An 18080-nucleotide genomic window follows, 5' to 3' on the forward strand; every position below is an offset into this window, starting at 1 on the left:
CTTTGTTCGGATAGAGACGGAATTGATACGCTTTATGTGGCATGACAAACACCTCCTTTTCCTCATAATTTTAATAGGAACAGACGTTCTTTTCAACAAATTAGCACGAGCAAAATGATTGGGTTCGCATTCATCCCCTCCCTACTCACTACATTCCTTGAGGGAGGGGTATTCTGCGAAGAAATGATAAAATATTGATTTATCGCTATTACATTTATACGTAATTGATGCACGACGATAATATGCATCAAAAGTGCTGAAAATCCTTCTATTACTATAAATTATTTTCGTCTTTACGATATAAACGAAAAAGGAGGACTGATGATGAAACGAATTTATCAATTATTCATCGCGATCGTTTTGGTATTTATTTTAGGTACTATAACGACAGATGCCGATGCGGCGACGGATTTAAACTACCCCGCAACGACAAAAGTAGCGACGTATTTGTATAAAAACCACCCTGGTTCGGGTCGTATTACGAGTATTCCAAAAGGGGCTTCGGTTACTTTCCACTACACAGCGAGTGATAGTTGGGGCCGCGTCACTTACAATGGTAAAAAAGGATATGTCATGACAGCGTATTTAAATATCGACGATAACGGCGCTTCAGCTAAAATTTATACAATGGATGAAACGAAATTGTACAAGTATAAAGTGTTAACAAACTCGATATTTGAACGTACACACTTACCGACAAATGCACGACCAAGCTTAGAAGGTACGCAATATCCGTACGTAAGTTATGCATGGTATGCTCCAGATAAAGGTGCTTGGCAATTAGATACTGTTAAATATATCGAAGAACCATTCAATCAATTTAAACTCATGCAAACAAAGTATGAACTTATTTTATACCCGTATATGGGTAACCGCTTTTTACGTAGTTACCAATTGCTTGCATACGCAGCCGTTTCAGATGCACGATTTTGGGACATTCCAAAATCAAATGCAGAACGCCGCGCGATTACCGCTAAAATGCAATTACTTAATAGCAAAAAAGTAAAAGCTGGTACGTTTAAAAATGTGATGAAAGTGACGTATTCGAACCGCAACATTATTTATATCGCACCGCATGCAGGTGTCATTCAAGAATATCGCGATAAAACGAAAGTACGTGAATTAATTTCTATTACAAAAAATACGAAGTTAAAATAGAAAAGAGCCGAGATGATTCCTCGGCTCTTTTCTCTATTTTCGGCGTAACAACATATATGCTGCTCCTAAACAAGCAACGCCAATCCATAAAGGATTACTCGTTCCCGTTTGTGGTAATTGTTGTAACGTATTTTCAGTTGTCGAATTGTTATTAGTTGCAGTAGATGTAGCATCTTGAACGATCACATCGTCTTGACCTCTTGCACTATTTACAATCGGTGAATTTGTTGATGATGAATTAAAACTATCATCATTGAAATCGTTCGACTCATTTTGTCCCGTACTATCATCGAATGAAAGATCATTACTACCGCCCACGTTACTTTCATTCGGAAGTTGCTCAACTGTAGCTTCGTCTTCTTCCTCTAAAGGAACGACTGCATCTTTTCCGTCAACTTTAGCCGTTGTCGTTAAATTGCTTTGCTCTAATGACGTTACCGTATAATCATTTTCATACGTATCTCGTAAATCTGTAACCGTCGTATCATATGTGATTTTAACGATTTGATTTTCAATCGTCCCTAAATTTAGTTTCAAAGTACGGTCTGGCAGTAAACGTGATTTATACGTTTTTGTCTCAGACGTTCCATCTGGCTGTTCATACGTCACTGTCACGTCTCCATCTAACTCATGCCCATCACCAAATGCACTATTTAGCTGTGCTTGTGATAATTTTCCGGCATGGGCATCAATCGTCGTTTCCCAAGAAATCATCGATGTATTTAATGAACCTGTCGCATCAATCGTTGGTTCTGCCGGTGCTGCTGTTAGCGTGTAGGCAACTTGTTTTGTGCCGTCCTTTACAGGAAGCGCAATTTGATGCTCACCGAGTGTCGTTTCATTTAACTTCACAGGGACATTTACAGTTAGGTCACTGTACGTCGCTTTTTCAGCGACATCATTTAATGTCACGAGTACTTGCTGTTTACCAGGTGTGTAATTCGCTTTTGCGGCGACACGCCCTTCTGTATTTTTCACATCCGTATCTGACTGTGCTTGTAACGTAGCACCCGTCGGTAATGTAATTCTTACGGTATCACCCGCAGCACTCGCTTTATTCAATTTAATCGTATATACGATGTTCGCTACTTCATCCACTTGTACGTTTTCTTCTGCGATTTCGACGTCTGTCAGTACTGAATGCCCTAATTCTTTCGCATCTGCTACTGAAAACGGTGTAAGTAGCGCAGCCGCCAATGTGATTCCTGCTATGACACGCACATATGTCTCCCCCTTACGTTTGTTCTTTATATTCAATGACAAGTTCAATGAATCCTGTCAGCACGAGTGATGATAATTCCAACATATGACGCAAAGCCTCTTGCGACCCTTCATCTACTAACACTTGCGCTGCCTCGTGAAAATCATCATGACGTTTAATAAGTTGATGATATGTTAATAATTGATCATATGCCGAACGATTTTTCTCAATCCATTTGCCCATAATACATTCTGTTGAACGCGGTAATGTGACGTCTTCACCAATCTTTTCTAGTACCATCGCTAAATAATCTGCATGATTAATAATACGCGCACTTAATTGGCTAATAAACGTCGTTTCAGATGGCATCGGAATCGTTGGAATAACGGTCTCTGCTAACTCGACGACGTTTTGATAAATTTCTTGATAAACGTCTCGCCCTAACAGTTTTTTTACATCGCTAACAAGTTGCTCAATCGTCGGATGATCGACTGCACAGTTGCCTTCTACTTCATCTAAAAATACTTTTTCGAGATGTTGCAGTTGATTAATCGTCATCAGCAACCTAGCACGAATAGCTGTTTGCTCTTCTAATAACATTTCAATTAAACGCATTGAATCATCACTTAAATTTTTCTTTCGAAACATCTCTACACTTAATTCCGGAAATTTAGAATCGGTGTTTTTCAGCAACTCTTCAACTTCTATTTCAATTGTACCGCCATGGAAATAGTAAATGCTACGATAAAATGAAAATAATGACTTATAAGATGTTGTCATTAATTGTTCAAACTCCGTATCGAGTTCAATTAGTTGAGACATCGCCTCTGAACATTCCATTTCATCGTATTGAATGTTGTTTAACCGATCATCTAACTGGTCAACGCCTTGTAGTAAGCGGTGACCGACAAGTTCCATATGTGTTAACGCGTAATAATGTAATGTATTTTGTAAGTCTTTATAATCTTCATAGTCTAATTTTTTCGTAAACCAATCTAACTGTTTCATTGCCGTTACCCCCATTCTTTCATTACATTATTACCCTTTTGCGAATGAATTATGTTTCTTATAAAAAAATCAAATGAATTTTTTACCAAAACTATTGTGGAGGTTCCATATCGTTAATAAAATCGTCATTAAACCAATCGGGATTGAAATCCATATCGTCATCCATGTATTCTTCATCAGTTAGAAGAGGAGGTTCAGCACTATCACTGTAGTCTTTTGGTGGTTCAGCGTCATTTTCACCTTTATCCGTTGTCGTATTTTTTGGTGGCTCGGCGTCATTTTCACCTTTATTCGTTGTCGTATTTTTTGGCGGCTCGGCGTCATTTTCACCTTTATTCGTTGTCGTATTTTTTGGCGGCTCAGCGTCATTTTCACCTTTATTCGTTGTCGTATTTTTTGGCGGCTCGGCGTCATTTTCACCTTTATTCGTTGTCGTATTTTTTGGTGGCTCAGCGTCATTTTCATCTTTATTCGTTGTCGTATTTTTTGGTGGTTCGGCGTCATTGTCTACGGATTGGTTACCACTAGCGTTATTTTTCGGTGGTTCGGTATCACCTGTAGCTGTATTGTATGGATTTTCTAAATTTGAATTCGTAGCCGTTTCTAAATCTGGTGGTGGGACGGCGCCCGGAATTTGAAACCCAAAGTCATCAATTTTAATCCACCCAAGTTGTTTCGTACGAATCCATCCGGGTGTAATGACTGAACCTGTATACCATGCACCATTATGATTCACGACTGTCGTATTTAAACGACCTTCTTTATATAAACGGCCATTATACACATAATAACCAATATATAAAATGTCATCTTCATATAATTTGCCACCAAATAATGCAATCCCACGGTTTAATTTTGGGCCTTTATATAATTGCTCTTGATAAATATAATATCCTTTATTTTCAACACCACTTCGATACAGCTTCCCATTATAAAGACCAGAAGATAAATTACCATTTCGGTAATATTTTTTCTTATAAATACCTGTTCCTGGCTTCCCCTTTAAGAAGTAAACACCATTGACTGTCCCTGTTAATGGAATGCCTTTCGCATACATAATGCCTTTATATTGCGCATATTTTTTCAACAACTTTTTCGTCGTTTGGTCATACAATTTATTATTTTTGACATATACTTGATTCGATTTTGGTTTTTTGATCGTAGCTGCCTGCGCACTCATATGATCGATACTCGCGATGCTAATTGTTGTAATGAGCGCCGTGGCGACGAATCGTTTTAAGTTCATCAAATCACCTCTTATCGTTATATCGGTTTTAGGGCAAAAAAATAAAGAAGTCGCTATTTTGCAACTTCTTTTTCATAGACGAAGACACTCGTCGTTTGATCTGCTTTTGAATACGTCACATTCATTAAATGACCTTCATCCGTAAAGAACAATTTTTGTGTCGTTTTGGCTTGTGATTCATTTTGTTGGTACCAACGAGAAGCATCATATAAATCGTATGTAGCGGTCTGATCAATGAGTTTGCCACCGTTATCTTGTAGCTGTTTTAACCCGTCGTAGTTCATCATAAGCGACCCATCTTCATTTTTGTACGCTTTAATATGATACGTGAACTGATCATCTTTTTCGTGTAATTTGATGTTTTGTCCATCATTCGTATAACGATACGTTTGAATAATTGACTGATACAACTTCTTTTTCGCCGCATCATCATAAAAGTTAATCGTATAGATGTAATCACCTGTTTTTTTCAGTTCAATCGTTTCACCGTATGATAAATCTTCGCTTAAAGGTACATCACGGTACTGTTTTAACTGATTGCCGTTCGCTTGTCCCATACTTGCTAGTTTGTACGTACCGACGTATTGTTCATCGACGCCTTTTGCTAATTTGTCTGGTGCTTCTTTTTCGCTACATGCTGCTAACACGACCACACATAGACAAGCAAATAATAGTATTAATTGTTTTTTCATCTTAAAAACTCCTTATGCTCACCCTATTATACGCTCACTTACTAGACGAATGAAATGATGAATCGTTGCATCAAAAAAAGACTGGTTGCCCAGCCTTTGTCATCTATCGAACGACGAGTGTATCACACGGTGCTGTACGAACGATATTTTCAGAAACGCTGCCGAGTAAAAGACGCTCCGCAGCGCTAACACCTGTCGCTCCGCAAATAATTAAATCTGCGTCAATGCGAGGTGCAATGTCTTTCGTAATAATCGTTCTTGGCGAACCCGCTTCTGTGATCACTTCAATTTTTTCAATACCTGCACGCTCTGCCTCACTATAGCTTGCGAGTAAACTCTCAGCAAATTGACGTGCATCTACTTCTACTTTTTCACGATTGTGTGCTTCAATGCTAGCCCACGTACGTGTATCAATAACGTTCACGATATTTAATGTTGCACCATTGCGTTTCGCGATCTCGATTGCTTTAGATAACGCGGTTTTTGATGTATCAGAGCCATCTACCGCAACGAGAATATTTTTGTAGTTACCCATATTATCCTTCCTCCATTCCTTTCCATTATAAGCATAAACAGAAATATAAGGAAATGAATTATGGTTGGCGTTCGAGTGCTAAACGAATACCGAATGTAACGAGCACAGCACCTGTTGTTCCTTGTAATGCTTTTTGAACGGCCGGCTTTTTCAGCCAACGAGAAAATGCTTCAATCAATAACACATATGCCGTAAATACTGCAATCGTCATTGCGCCATACATTAAGCCCATTAACGTGAATTGTAACGTATGGTTCATATTGTCCGAAACGAATTGTGGTAAAAACGTTAAGAAAAATACTGCCACTTTTGGATTTGAAGCACAAGTTATAAAACCTTGTACGAAAAATGATTTTTGGTTTTTCGCTTTCGTGACCGCCGCATGTTCTTCTTTTCGTAAAACAGTACGTAAACTCATCAACCCGATATAAATTAAATAAGCCGCGCCGACCCATTTTAATACGGTAAATAACCACGCTGATTTAACGAGCAGTGCAGATAATCCGAGCACTGCCGCCGCAGTATGAATCAATAATCCTGAAACTGAACCGAGTACCGTTTTCATGCCACTCTTTTTCCCGTAAGCAATTGAATTTTGAATAACGAGCCCAGAATCTGGACCCGGCACTAAAATGAGCAGTAAACTCATGCCTAAAAATACTGTTAAATGCGTCACCGCAACCACCTCTTTTACGTGTCCTATTGACGTTATCATAACATGCAAAAAGCGGCTTTTGGGCGATTTTCAAAAAGTAGTCAGCATAGTAGTTTGCTAAAGGAATAGTGTAGTAAAACGTTGATATATCAACGTTTTCACAAAAAAAGAACAACCGTTAAGATTGTTCTGTTAAAACTGTTTCCAAATATTTTCACGTAATCGTTGAATCAATTGTACCCAAAGAATTTTCGTATGATTTGCATGAAGGCGTGCAGCTTCACCATATGCGTGATCGCTCATCGCTGCAAGTTCTTTTTGATCTGATAATCGTTCAATAATTAGCGTTGCGAGTTGTTCTTCATCGTTACGACTCGCTAATAATCCACTAATTTGATGTAAAATCATATCGCCTGGTCCGTATAAATAATTGTAGCTCGCTGTCGGCACCCCGTATGATAGTTGATGTAAAATCGATAGTGGTGTATCACTTTCAATGCTTGTCGATATTGCCATTTGTACGTGATTGTAAAGCGCCGGCTCTAACTTTTCAACAAATCTGATATGCTCTTTTAAGCCACGTTCTTCAATCAGTTGCTGCACAGCTTCTTTTTCACTACCTTCGCCGCACATATAAAGTGTTGCTTCCGGTAATGCAGCTAAAATACGTTCAAATACACGTACCGCTGCTCTCGGATTGTACTGCGGTTCAAATGGTGCGGCATATAATAACGCATAACGTTGTCTTGAACGAAAATCAATACGCTGCGGTAAATCGACGAGTGCTGGCTGAATCGCAAAATGATTTTTTTGAACGCCAAACCGTTCTTGTACGTGCTCGTATTGTTCCATCGTATCAAATACAACCGCTGCAGATTTATCTAAATGTTGGAACACATGGCGGTATTCATCATTTAATAAACCGTCGATCGGATTGTTTGGGAAATCAATATGTGGACTGTGTATCATTGGAATGCATTTTGCTTTCAGGCCAACTTCATTTAAAACTGTCGCAAATGGAACTTGTTCATCGATAAAGCAATAATTTGTTTCCGTTTCTTCTAAAATCATTTTTAACCAAAATGTTGCGAGCTCTGCTTCACTCGTACATTGGTAAATAATCGAACCGTCCTCATCAACGAGTTGAATAATGGCTAATTCATCTTGCTCGAAGAAATGATACATGCATACTTTACCGTCTGTACGGTAAAAAATTTCACACGTAATTTGATCTTGTTGAATCACTTGCACTTTACTTAAAAAGCCGTTCGTATCATAAATATCGCTGCGGATAATGCGCCCCGTACGATCGTAATGCACGACCATTTCTAAGCGACCGTCTTCGCTATAATTTCGATATTGCACTGGCCGTCCGTCTTGGTCGAGCACACCGATATCTGCTGAATCTGGTACTTTTTCGTATGACCATAATGGGTTAAACGGCCATTGTTTCGGTGCTTCAACCTCACTTGATGTTTGTTGTAAATCTGCGTACATATTTAAAATTTGTGTATTGCGTTCTAATGCGCCGCGCTCAATTAATTGTTCGCGTAAGCGGGCTAATTGCGGTTCGTAATTGAGCGTCACAATTACTGGTGATACGTGTAGTTTACGTTCAAATAGTTGTGAACGTAGTAACACGAGTTGTTCGGTATTCGTACTACCTGCTGCCAGCTGCGTCGTAAAAAAATAAAATCGCTCCTGCAAATCGTCTCCCCCTATTTCTCTCGTCATCATCATATTTTTATTATAACGGATTCCGTCACAAAAAAGCCCGTTCCTCCTGAAATTGTGAGGAACGGACTGTATTTTCCGTTAAGATTTTACACTACCATCTTCATATTGCTTACCGTTAAACATTTGTAGTTTCATATCAATTTTGCCATCCGTATATAAATGTCCATTATAATCTTGCTTCACTGTATCGAGTATACCGTTATTGTATAGATGATAGTCGAATTCTATTTTTCCTTGCGCCAACGTACCACCTGCGCCATATAACTTGCCGTCATATTCAGTTAACGTCGTTGCGAGTACACCGTTAACGTACAATTTGTCGTTATATAACGTGCGACGCGGTACGATGCCATCCACATATAAAATACCATTGTAAATATACGTGCCTCGTTTTAATACACCGTCTTCATATAATCGTCCGGCATAAATACCGCTAAATTTCCGACCATTTTCAAACACAATCGTTTGCCCTTCTACCGTATGCACACCGTTCGCCGGTTTCGTACGCGCATACCAAAGTCCATTGTATAAAACGAATGCATTATTTGGGCGTCCATCCACATATAATTCACCGTCACGCAAGACGTATCCATTTTCTAATTTACCGTTCGTGTAATAGGCATTTTGATACTTTCCGGTAATTCCTTCACCGTTTTTGTCAACCGCAATTTGTTGACCATCTTCTGTCTGTATGAAGCCATTTGCGACGCGATCGTTATAATACCATTTACCATCATAATAATGAACGCCGGTATTTAACATGCCGTCTTTATATAACTTACCTCCGATAAGGGCATACCCTTTTTGTCGCTCACCATCTTCATAATAAACGCCTTTATGAAGCCCATTCGCTAGTGCACCATTTATTAAGTAACGACTGCCGAGATTCGGTAATTCGTAAATACCGTTCGCTAATTTCGTACCCGCATAGTATAGACCGTTTTTTTCATAAACACCGGATACTTCATAACCATCTCGGTAAAATACGCCGTTGTACACTTCTTCACCTGTTGCTCTAACACCATTTTTATAAAGTACACGATCAACGACACCTGTTGCTAATTGGCCGTTTTTATAATAACGGCCGTTAACGACACCGTTTTGTAGAACACCATTTTGAATGGCAATATTTTTATGTTCATAAACGAACGTGCCCGTTGCGAGTACACCGTTTTGATAATATTTACCGTCATATATCGTTAGCCCACTTATAGGTTGACCATTTTTATAAAGCACATCGTTGTATAATACTTTACCGTTGTAACGCGCACCATCTTTATAAAGGATACCATTCACTACTTGAAAACCAGCTGTTACAGTGACTGGATTTTGTGGTGTTACCGGGTTTGGAATTGTTTGTGTTGGCGTAGTAGGTACTGACGTATCCGTTTGTGTCGGTTGCCCGATTTGCTCTGTAGGTGCTACTTGCTGTTCTGAAGATTGTTCCGTCCCCGCTTCTTGCTCCACCGCTAAACCATTGTTAACAAATAGTTCTTCACCATCTAATGATACAATTTTCCCTGAAGCAACTTGCCCACCCGCATACCAAATGTTATTTACTTTCACAACGTCCATCGATAAAATACCGTCTTTATAAAGTTGTTTACCATACGCTTCGTAACCAGTCGATTTCACACCTTTTTGATAAAGCGTTTGATTCGCTACACCTGTAAAAGGACGTCCATTTTGATAGTAGATGCCATTTACGACACCTGTTGCTGGCTTACCATCTTTATATTGCACATCATCTAACACCGCCGTCACAGCGACACCTTTTTCATAGCGCTGTCCACTTAATGTACCGGTATACAATTTGCCATTTTTATAAAGTTTATTTTTGTAAACGCCATTTCCTTTTTTACCTTTTTTGTAATACACCTTCCCTGTAACACCTGTAAATAGTTTTCCGTTTTTGTAAACACGATTTCTATATGTGACATACCCTTTCACTACTTTATTTGTCGACTTATACAACAACTTTCCTGATTTTACCTTTACGTTTTTTGGTGCTTTCTTAATTGCTGCCTCTGCGGTAAAACCGCTTGATAACATTAACGTAATTGCCGATATGCTACATACAATTTTTTTCATATATACACTCCAATCAAACTATAATGATAGGATTTATATCGGTCTTTTATCATATTCTTATAGTGCGAAGCATAATAAAAAGACCAAATGGTGATTTGGTCTCTTAACGGTAAAATTTTAAATTAACGAGTGCCATATTTGCTGGTACATCTTTAAATTCAAAAAGAATTGTTGATTCATTAACAATTTTCGTCTCTTTTTCAATTGGTTCATTCATCGGTTCAATCGTTGTCGTTTCTAGTAATGACTTCGTACCACGTAGCGTCATCGTTACAGGTGCTGACAACATATTCGTATTCGACTTCTTACTTCTCGCAAACGTGTAGCGCATTTTTTTAAAAATCGGCACGTCGCGACCATACACCTCATCACGAGCGTTACGTAAATGAATTAATACAGAAGATTGGCTTAAAGCATTAGCTTTCGTCACAAAACCGTTCGTTTGTGTTTTGCCATCGGAATCAATAAAATTGACGGTTGCTGATAACGGTGTAAATTGAAAATCTGCAAGAAATTTCACATGCCCTTCATTCACAAGGTCAGTAAACGTTGAATATGTAAAACGTGTGTTAATTTTTTTCGTTCGTTGAGTGAGCGTTTTTTGAAATTTTTTAGATAAGTCTTCATACTTCATTTTTTTTCGCCACTTTTGACCGGCTTTTATATGCTTCATCGCGCTCTGATACGATTTTTTCGCTTCATCATATTGCATCGCTTTAATATCCACTTCAGCTTTTTTCAATTGATCCCAAGCGATTAATTCATGTTTAATACGCTTTAATTCACGTCGCGCTGGATTTGTATAAGCTTTTGTCAAACGTTCACGCGCTGCTTTCCCTGGATTGACTGAAGTAACTTGCGTATCATATTGACTCACTTCAAAATCATACTTGAGCGCATCAACGACAATTTGATCGATATTCCCTTGATTGACGACTTTTCGAAACGCTTTCGCTTTTTTCGTTAATGTCTTTCCGGCTTTTTCGAGTTCTTCTTCTTTTTGTTTATTCGTTTTTGAAAATTTTAAATGCTTACTTAAGACGTAACCATATTCATTATTAAATTCAACTTTCGTCCATACTTTATCACGTTGTCGAATTAAAATAACTTCCCCAGCTGGAATAACAGTGATCGGATCTTTACCGATATGTTCATACATCGTCGTATCTTGCTTCACGACACCACGCAAAATCAGTTTTTTCGCCGAAACATCTTCTTGTGGCATCATCGAAAGTACGAGCGCTGAAGTACAAGCAATCGCTGTATACTTTTTCATCATGTTCACCCCTTTCTTTCTATATCGACAATCGTACTTAAGCATAAAGAAAGCGCACCATGATTGGTACGCTCTGCATTATATTTTATGTTTATCATAGATGAGGGCTGATTTGGCTTTACGTAAATCATTTTTCGCTCGAAGCATTTCAACAAGATTCGATTTCCGACCTTGTTGAATCGTTTTAGCGTGCGATAGTGCTTGCATATATGTATCCCACGAAGCAACCGTATAAAAATTAGGCGTCTCTTCTGCCTCTTGAATAAACATAACGAGTGATTCTAGCACTTCAAGTTGCACATGAGCTGCTTTTGACTCCAATGTAGCAATAGCCGTCTTAATCGTGCGCGTCATTTTCGTATAACCTTCTACTGTATCATTTATACTTTCTGCAAGCTCTTGTGTATGCACAAGCACATCAATATATGACTCAATTTGTTGATTTACCATCACAACACACCCCTCCAAATTATCTATTTAAATTATAAACCTTTAGAACTATTTTTAAAACCTTTTAGCCTTATTATTTTCTTTTTTCTAAAATAAAATAATTTTAAATAAGTCTATAGTTTTAATATAACTAATAAAAAAGGCATACCTCATTCAAGAGGTATACCTAAACATTAAGATTCATGACCTACTTACAGCAATATATTTGTGGACTAATCTATATGGATTGAAAAAAATAATGAAGAGAGCGATTGCTCTCTTCATTATCACATATTATTTTATTGTTTCTTGTGCTAGTACGTTATCTCCTGAAAGTACGCGTACATCTACGACATGTTTTGGATATTTTTTATGCAATGTGTTTGCATATTTCTTTGCTAGTTTTTTTGCAGCTGCTTTATGATCGTTGTCTACATTGATATCTGTCATAATATAATCTTCGTCATTTACTTTCGTAATCAATAACGTAGATGAGCTAACATTTTTTTCTTTTTCAATCGCTTTTTTAATTTTATCATCGTACTTAAAGTCTGCTTTTTTCTCAACGACGCCTTCATTTTTCTTAGCAATTTCAGCTTCAACCTTTTTATTTTCTTTGGCTGACGTTGCTTGATCTTCAGACTTCGCCGTTTGCTCTGTGCTCGTTTTCGGATCTTCCGCTTTGTCTTCGTTGCCACATGCACCTAATAGAAGTGCCGCTACCAACGTCGAACTATATAATACTTTTTTCACGTTAAATCCCCTTTCGTCTTGTGTCACAGTTAGTATAACAAACGATTTTCCGAGAAGAAATATCCACTCAAAATAACGATAAAAGACGATTATTTACTATTATTTTTATCAAAGAAATATCATTTAAAAATCAGAAAATAAACCAGAAAGCATAATGGTTTTAATTTTGTAATAACGTTAACACACCTTGGATATGTTGGTTGATTTGTGCCATCATTGATTGAGACGATTGCATCGTAATGCGAGAAGAAGTTAAACGCATCATTTCTTCAGCAATATCAGTATTTCCTAAATTAGATGAGATTTTTGTGAAATTTGTAATCGCGCCACCAACAATTTCTTGTGTTCGTTCTAAACGATTACTAATCGCACCATATTGCGCCCGACGCGTACTTTCTGTTTCAATCGCCGCATCAATTTTCGCAAGCGCAGCTTCTGCCCCTTCTTGCGTCGTTAAATCTAAATGTGAGATCCCAAGCGCTTCCGCACGATGATCGTATAACGGAATACGCGTACTTTCCGAAGCATTGATACCTGACTGAATGTAAATTTCATTTTTCTCTGTTGTTTCCCAGTTACTATTTTTAATAATTTGGTTTGTTAAACCAGGAGTAATCGTATCGGCAACTTCCCCTGCGGTTTCAGGGAAAAAGACATTATCCGTTATTTCTTTTAATTCTTCTTTTTCCTTTTCTGGGAATCTATTTTTAGTTTCGGGTGATTCATCAGCAAAATCAAACCCAAATACATAAGTTTGAATATTATTTTCTTCCAACTTCTTCTTAACTTGTTGTTTAAAAGTCTCACTTGGACGACTTTCATCAGCAGTATCTGTTAAAACAACAAAAATTGTCTCCGCTCCAGGACGTCCACCCAATGCTGATGGATTGTTCATATAATTATCCATAGTCTGATAATGATATGTCACACCATATCCACTAGGAATAGGTCTTCCATTTATAATGGAATCTTTGCTTATATATGTATCTATCACTTTTGATCCAAGATTATCTAACTGATTAGTAAGTGCTGTTTTATTAGATTCTTTCGTAATACTCTGTGTACCAATATTAACATTCCCATAAACTGTAATTTTTTTAGCAAATTCTTCAATTCCTTTTGCTACCATTGAAATTTCTTCAGCCATCGAACCCGAATCATCAATAAAAAACACAATATCGATTTGACGATTTTCTACAGTTTGCGTATTCATTTCTGTTTTAGGAACGAGTAATTTCTGGTGATTAAACTCTGTACCTGTTGCAATATCATCTACAGTACCTTTTAATTGATCAATTTCTCGTTGAATGACTGCTCGATCTTCGTCTGTATTTGTACCATTTGCTGCTTGTACTGCTAACTCACGCATACGTTGTAAGACGTTTTGAATATTACCGATACCACTATCCGCGGTTTGCACAAGGTTTTGTCCATCTTGCAAATTTTGCTCTGCTTTATTCAGCCCGCCTAATTGTGCTTTAATTTTACTATTTTGCGCCATTGCTGCCGCATTGTCCCCAGCCGTATTTAACTTAATGCCGGATGAAATACGTTCTAACGATTTTTCAATATCACTTGTATATTTTTTATAGTTTCTATAAGTAGACAGCGCTTGATTCGCATTAATTTTCATTCTGATCCCCCATTAACCAATCTTTTATATTTATCATTCTATCAAATTAATAGATATTTTTACTTAACTATATATAAAAAAATGAATTTTAATGAATAAAAATAACCATAGTATACACATTTATGTACACTATGGCCATTTCATATTATCAGATTAAATTAATAAGTTCTTTTAATGCCAATGCATTTCTATTTTTGTTATCATTTCTTTTTAATTTATTTTAGTTATAACTTCGTTTCCATTCAGATAAACACTTGAGAAAAACTCTCATAATTTTCTTCTGTAGCATTACGAAATTTTGCTAGATTGCAAAAAAATTGTATATATTTTCGTTCAAATTTTATTGCAATCTAGCTTTTTTTAACTAATCATTTATTCCAATCGTACTTTTAATTATCTATTGATCCATTACATTCTTAACTAAGAAAAACGTAACATCACTTTCTAATGTACTACCATCTTTTTCAGCAAGAAATGTTACATGAATTGAAGGCTTACCATTAGAAGTACCTTTATCATAATAGTCGATGATCGTAATGGTAACGTCTTTACCTAGAACTGATTTTAGTGCTTGTATTACTTTTTCTTCGCCACTTTCATCATCGTTTAAAGTAAGTGGTGTGGCCTCCAAATTCGAGCTCACTAAACTTCGCATTTCTTCTTTAGTTTTATTCGTCGCATCACTTATCAGTCCAGCAATTTTTTGATTTAAATTTTTATCAATATCTATTACTTCTTTCTCTGTTAAATCGTTATTTTCAAGAGCTGCTTTTGCCGCATTAATATGCGTGTAAATTTCTTCTACATCAAAGGCAAAGAAATATAATTTTGGTCCTTCCTCGTCACGTGCTGTGTTAGAAATAGTATATTCTTTATTATCAATCTTAATAATCATTCCATGAGTTAACGCCTCTGGATCTGCGGGAACATTCAAACGTTTTAATGTTTCAGTAATCTGCTCTTTTGCTGCTTGTAATGTGGCGTTCATTTCATCTTCAGTTACAATATTAATCCACGCTGAATCTTCAATTGTTAATTTTTCATTATCTTTCGCCAAACGATATGACACTACATAATTATTATTAGGTTTTTCTATACTAATAACTGTAACTGTAAAACCATTAGATACTGACTTTTGTAACTTATCAGCAAGTTGTTCTTCTACTGTACGCTTATCATTTAAGGCTAATTTTATTTGCGTTAACTTTTCGCTTTCAAGTTTCAATTCATAACGTAATTCGTTCATCCAATTATCTTCAATCATTTTTAAAGCATTCAATTTTTTAGCGGTTTTCAAAGTTTCAAATATATTATCTTCATTATAGTTATTTAATAACACACCATATTCTTCAACATTTTGTGCTTGTAATACACTAACGTATTTCTCATCTTTTTCACCTAGTATAGGATTCAATACAATGTTATAAAACTCTGTACCAATCTGAAGTTGATCACCTTGTTCAATATTCGCACCTAATTTAATGATTTTCACTTGGTTATTAAATATTGTTTTTTCCTGTTCTAAATAATCTTTCGCTGTTTGTGTAGAAAACAACGAAATACCATAATGCAGCTCTAAAATTTGTCCCGTCGCTACATTTTCGATTAAAAATTCAACAGAAGCTTCTTCTCCTTCATATTGATGCACGTCTTCCACAATGACTTTATAACCGTCATTCAACAGTTTATTCATTTGTTGTTCAATATCCGCTTTGACCTTTACTGAATCTGTCTCGTCTGTTAAGTAATTATCGAATAGCACCGCTGCTTGCGTCTCTAATTCTAGGACACCACTATTTTTGCTATTATATGACAAATCGTATATTGCATTATTTAATGCTTTAATCGCATATTCAACATCGTCTAATTTCGTTGCTGTCATTGCCTTTTTTGCATCTTCTACTTTCTGAAGGAAAGATGTCGCATTATTTACCGTAATGTATAGATTATTTGTATCCTTTTCTGCAGTTGGGTTTTCTGAAAGAATATAAGATTGTTGATCGATAACGATTTTATCGCCAATTTTTAAAGCATTCCCAGCCTGTTCAACCTGAATTGTGTTCAGTAACGCTTCTAACGCTTGTTTTGATTTTGCTAACACTACTTGGCCATTATTATCTTGTTGTGCAGGTGGATCAATCACTGGAGGATACCCTGATGTGTCATCATTTGTCGTTGGTGTTTCAGTAGGTACTTCAGGCTGTGTTGGTGTTGGTTTCACTTCTTCCACAGGTTTTTGCTCTTCTGGTCTTTCCTCTTTTGGTTTCTCTACGACAACTGGATTTTCTGCTACTACTTTTTCAACTTCCGCTAGCAAAGTTTCTAGTTTTGATGACTCTACCTTAATTCCTGATAATCCTTTTGTAGATTCTTTCAAATCAGCAATTGCTGTTTGTACATCTTTTACAAGAGATTGTACTTCCTCTGCTTTTTTCAACTCACTCGTTACTTTTGCTAAAGCTTTTGATGTTTCAGCTAGTTTTTCTGCTGTAGCAACATAGTTATTGATAGCTGTTTGTAAGCGCGTTGTTGCTTCTTCTTTATAAGAGGTTATTTTGGATAAAATTTCTGCCTTTTCAGCTGCAGTTAATTTAGAAAGATCTTTTCCTTTCATTTCTGTTAAAAACTTTGAAACATCTGAGTCAGATAAAGCTTTCAATTTCAGTGTTGTAGCTTTATTTTCACCTCGTAATAATGCTTCTAGAGCCGCCAATTCTGTATAATCTGCTTTTGCTGCTGCTAATTCTTTTTCATGTGCTTCAAACTGTGTTTTCGCTTCATTAAATGCAACTTCTTCCTTCATCACAGTCAACTTACCATTTTCATAAATTGCTCCTTCAATTAAACCGTTCGCTACTACACCGCTATAATAAAAGTCATTTCCTACTTGTTTTAACGCCATATTTAATACGCCATCCGTATACAACTTCTGTTTAAAGATTTCATCACCTTTTGCAATAACACCATCTTTAAATAGTAATGTTTGGGCGTTGTAAGTTGCCGTTTTCAAGCCTTGTTTCAATTGGCCCGTATAATAGAGATACAGCGTTTCATCTTTCGCCTGATACACTTTATACCCTGTCGTCAAAACACCATTTTTGTATAAACGTTGATTTTTTCCTGCTTGTTTAAATCCTTTGACAAGCTTCCCGTCTTTAAATAAATATTTCGCATTAGAAGCCGTCTTATAACCTTTCTTCAGAGATGTATTGTAGTAAAGCTTTAATGACGATCCTTTCCCTACAAGTGCATATCCTTTATTTTTTTTACCATTTTTATAGAGCTTACCTTTATAAACAACATAGCCTTTTACAGTTTTCCCGGTCTTCGCATTGACAAGTTTTCCTTTTTTCACTACATACTTTTCCGCAGCCGAAACTGTGCCTACTGTGACACTAATTGTTGAGACCCCTACTGCTACTGCAATAGCAGATTTTAATATTTTATCCAAATTAACCCTCCTAATTACGTATTAAGCTTAATTTTATATTAAGGTTTTTTTACTATCAATATGTTTTTTTATTTAATATTTATAATTCTTTTTACTTATATTAATAACATCTTTATAAAGATATAATTCTGATATTTTATTGAAAAATCGCTATTTTACGCTTATTTATTTCCATCTAACAGTTAAATAGTTGCTGTTCTTTTTTATCCGTATAT

The 18080-nt window shown here is 36.6% G+C and carries 14 protein-coding genes; 1 reads left to right on the forward strand and 13 read right to left on the reverse strand.

Annotated features, from left to right (window positions below; all coding sequences use genetic code 11):
• The first annotated feature begins 324 nt into the window (after positions 1-324).
• Complete coding sequence (locus tag KMHG_RS03275) at positions 325-1158, forward strand: SH3 domain-containing protein (protein WP_010286912.1); 834 nt, start codon at positions 325-327, stop codon at positions 1156-1158.
• Between the two features lie 33 nt (positions 1159-1191).
• Here KMHG_RS03275 and KMHG_RS03280 read toward each other — a convergent pair whose 3' ends face one another.
• The 13 genes from KMHG_RS03280 to KMHG_RS03340 form a co-directional block, all read right to left on the reverse strand.
• Positions 1192-2379 carry an Ig-like domain-containing protein gene (locus tag KMHG_RS03280; protein WP_010286914.1) on the reverse strand — a complete coding sequence of 396 codons (1188 nt, stop codon included), beginning with the start codon at positions 2377-2379 and terminating at the stop codon, positions 1192-1194.
• Positions 2380-2392: 13 nt separating this feature from the next.
• Positions 2393-3367, reverse strand: coding sequence for a CZB domain-containing protein (locus KMHG_RS03285; RefSeq protein ID WP_010286919.1), 975 nt, complete (start codon positions 3365-3367; stop codon positions 2393-2395).
• A gap of 91 nt (positions 3368-3458) precedes the next feature.
• Entirely contained in the window at positions 3459-4613 is a 1155-nt protein-coding gene (locus tag KMHG_RS03290) for an ICP22 family protein (RefSeq protein ID WP_010286920.1), read from the reverse strand.
• Between the two features lie 53 nt (positions 4614-4666).
• Entirely contained in the window at positions 4667-5305 is a 639-nt protein-coding gene (locus tag KMHG_RS03295) for a hypothetical protein (RefSeq protein WP_010286921.1), read from the reverse strand.
• 103 nt (positions 5306-5408) lie between these two features.
• On the reverse strand, positions 5409-5840 hold the full coding sequence (locus KMHG_RS03300) for a universal stress protein (protein WP_010286923.1): 432 nt from the start codon (positions 5838-5840) through the stop codon (positions 5409-5411).
• 58 nt (positions 5841-5898) lie between these two features.
• Positions 5899-6516: a LysE family translocator gene (locus KMHG_RS03305; RefSeq protein WP_010286925.1), complete on the reverse strand. Its 618-nt coding sequence runs from the start codon at positions 6514-6516 to the stop codon at positions 5899-5901.
• A gap of 171 nt (positions 6517-6687) precedes the next feature.
• Complete coding sequence (locus tag KMHG_RS03310) at positions 6688-8202, reverse strand: glycosyltransferase (protein WP_010286927.1); 1515 nt, start codon at positions 8200-8202, stop codon at positions 6688-6690.
• Positions 8203-8310: 108 nt separating this feature from the next.
• Entirely contained in the window at positions 8311-10323 is a 2013-nt protein-coding gene (locus KMHG_RS03315) for a hypothetical protein (RefSeq protein ID WP_010286928.1), read from the reverse strand.
• A gap of 103 nt (positions 10324-10426) precedes the next feature.
• Positions 10427-11599 (reverse strand): hypothetical protein, encoded by a 1173-nt coding sequence (locus KMHG_RS03320; protein WP_010286930.1) that lies wholly within the window; start codon positions 11597-11599, stop codon positions 10427-10429.
• Between the two features lie 78 nt (positions 11600-11677).
• The gene (locus tag KMHG_RS03325; RefSeq protein ID WP_010286932.1) at positions 11678-12049 is read right to left on the reverse strand and encodes a hypothetical protein; all 372 of its coding nucleotides are present in this window, start codon (positions 12047-12049) and stop codon (positions 11678-11680) included.
• A 273-nt stretch (positions 12050-12322) separates the two neighbouring features.
• Positions 12323-12781 carry a hypothetical protein gene (locus KMHG_RS03330; RefSeq protein WP_010286945.1) on the reverse strand — a complete coding sequence of 153 codons (459 nt, stop codon included), beginning with the start codon at positions 12779-12781 and terminating at the stop codon, positions 12323-12325.
• 160 nt (positions 12782-12941) lie between these two features.
• On the reverse strand, positions 12942-14414 hold the full coding sequence (locus KMHG_RS18285) for a flagellin N-terminal helical domain-containing protein (protein ID WP_010286946.1): 1473 nt from the start codon (positions 14412-14414) through the stop codon (positions 12942-12944).
• Between the two features lie 397 nt (positions 14415-14811).
• Positions 14812-17865 (reverse strand): hypothetical protein, encoded by a 3054-nt coding sequence (locus KMHG_RS03340; RefSeq protein WP_010286948.1) that lies wholly within the window; start codon positions 17863-17865, stop codon positions 14812-14814.
• Between the last annotated feature and the right edge of the window lie 215 nt (positions 17866-18080).

Source organism: Kurthia massiliensis, assembly GCF_000285555.1.
Lineage (GTDB): Bacteria > Bacillota > Bacilli > Bacillales_A > Planococcaceae > Kurthia > Kurthia massiliensis.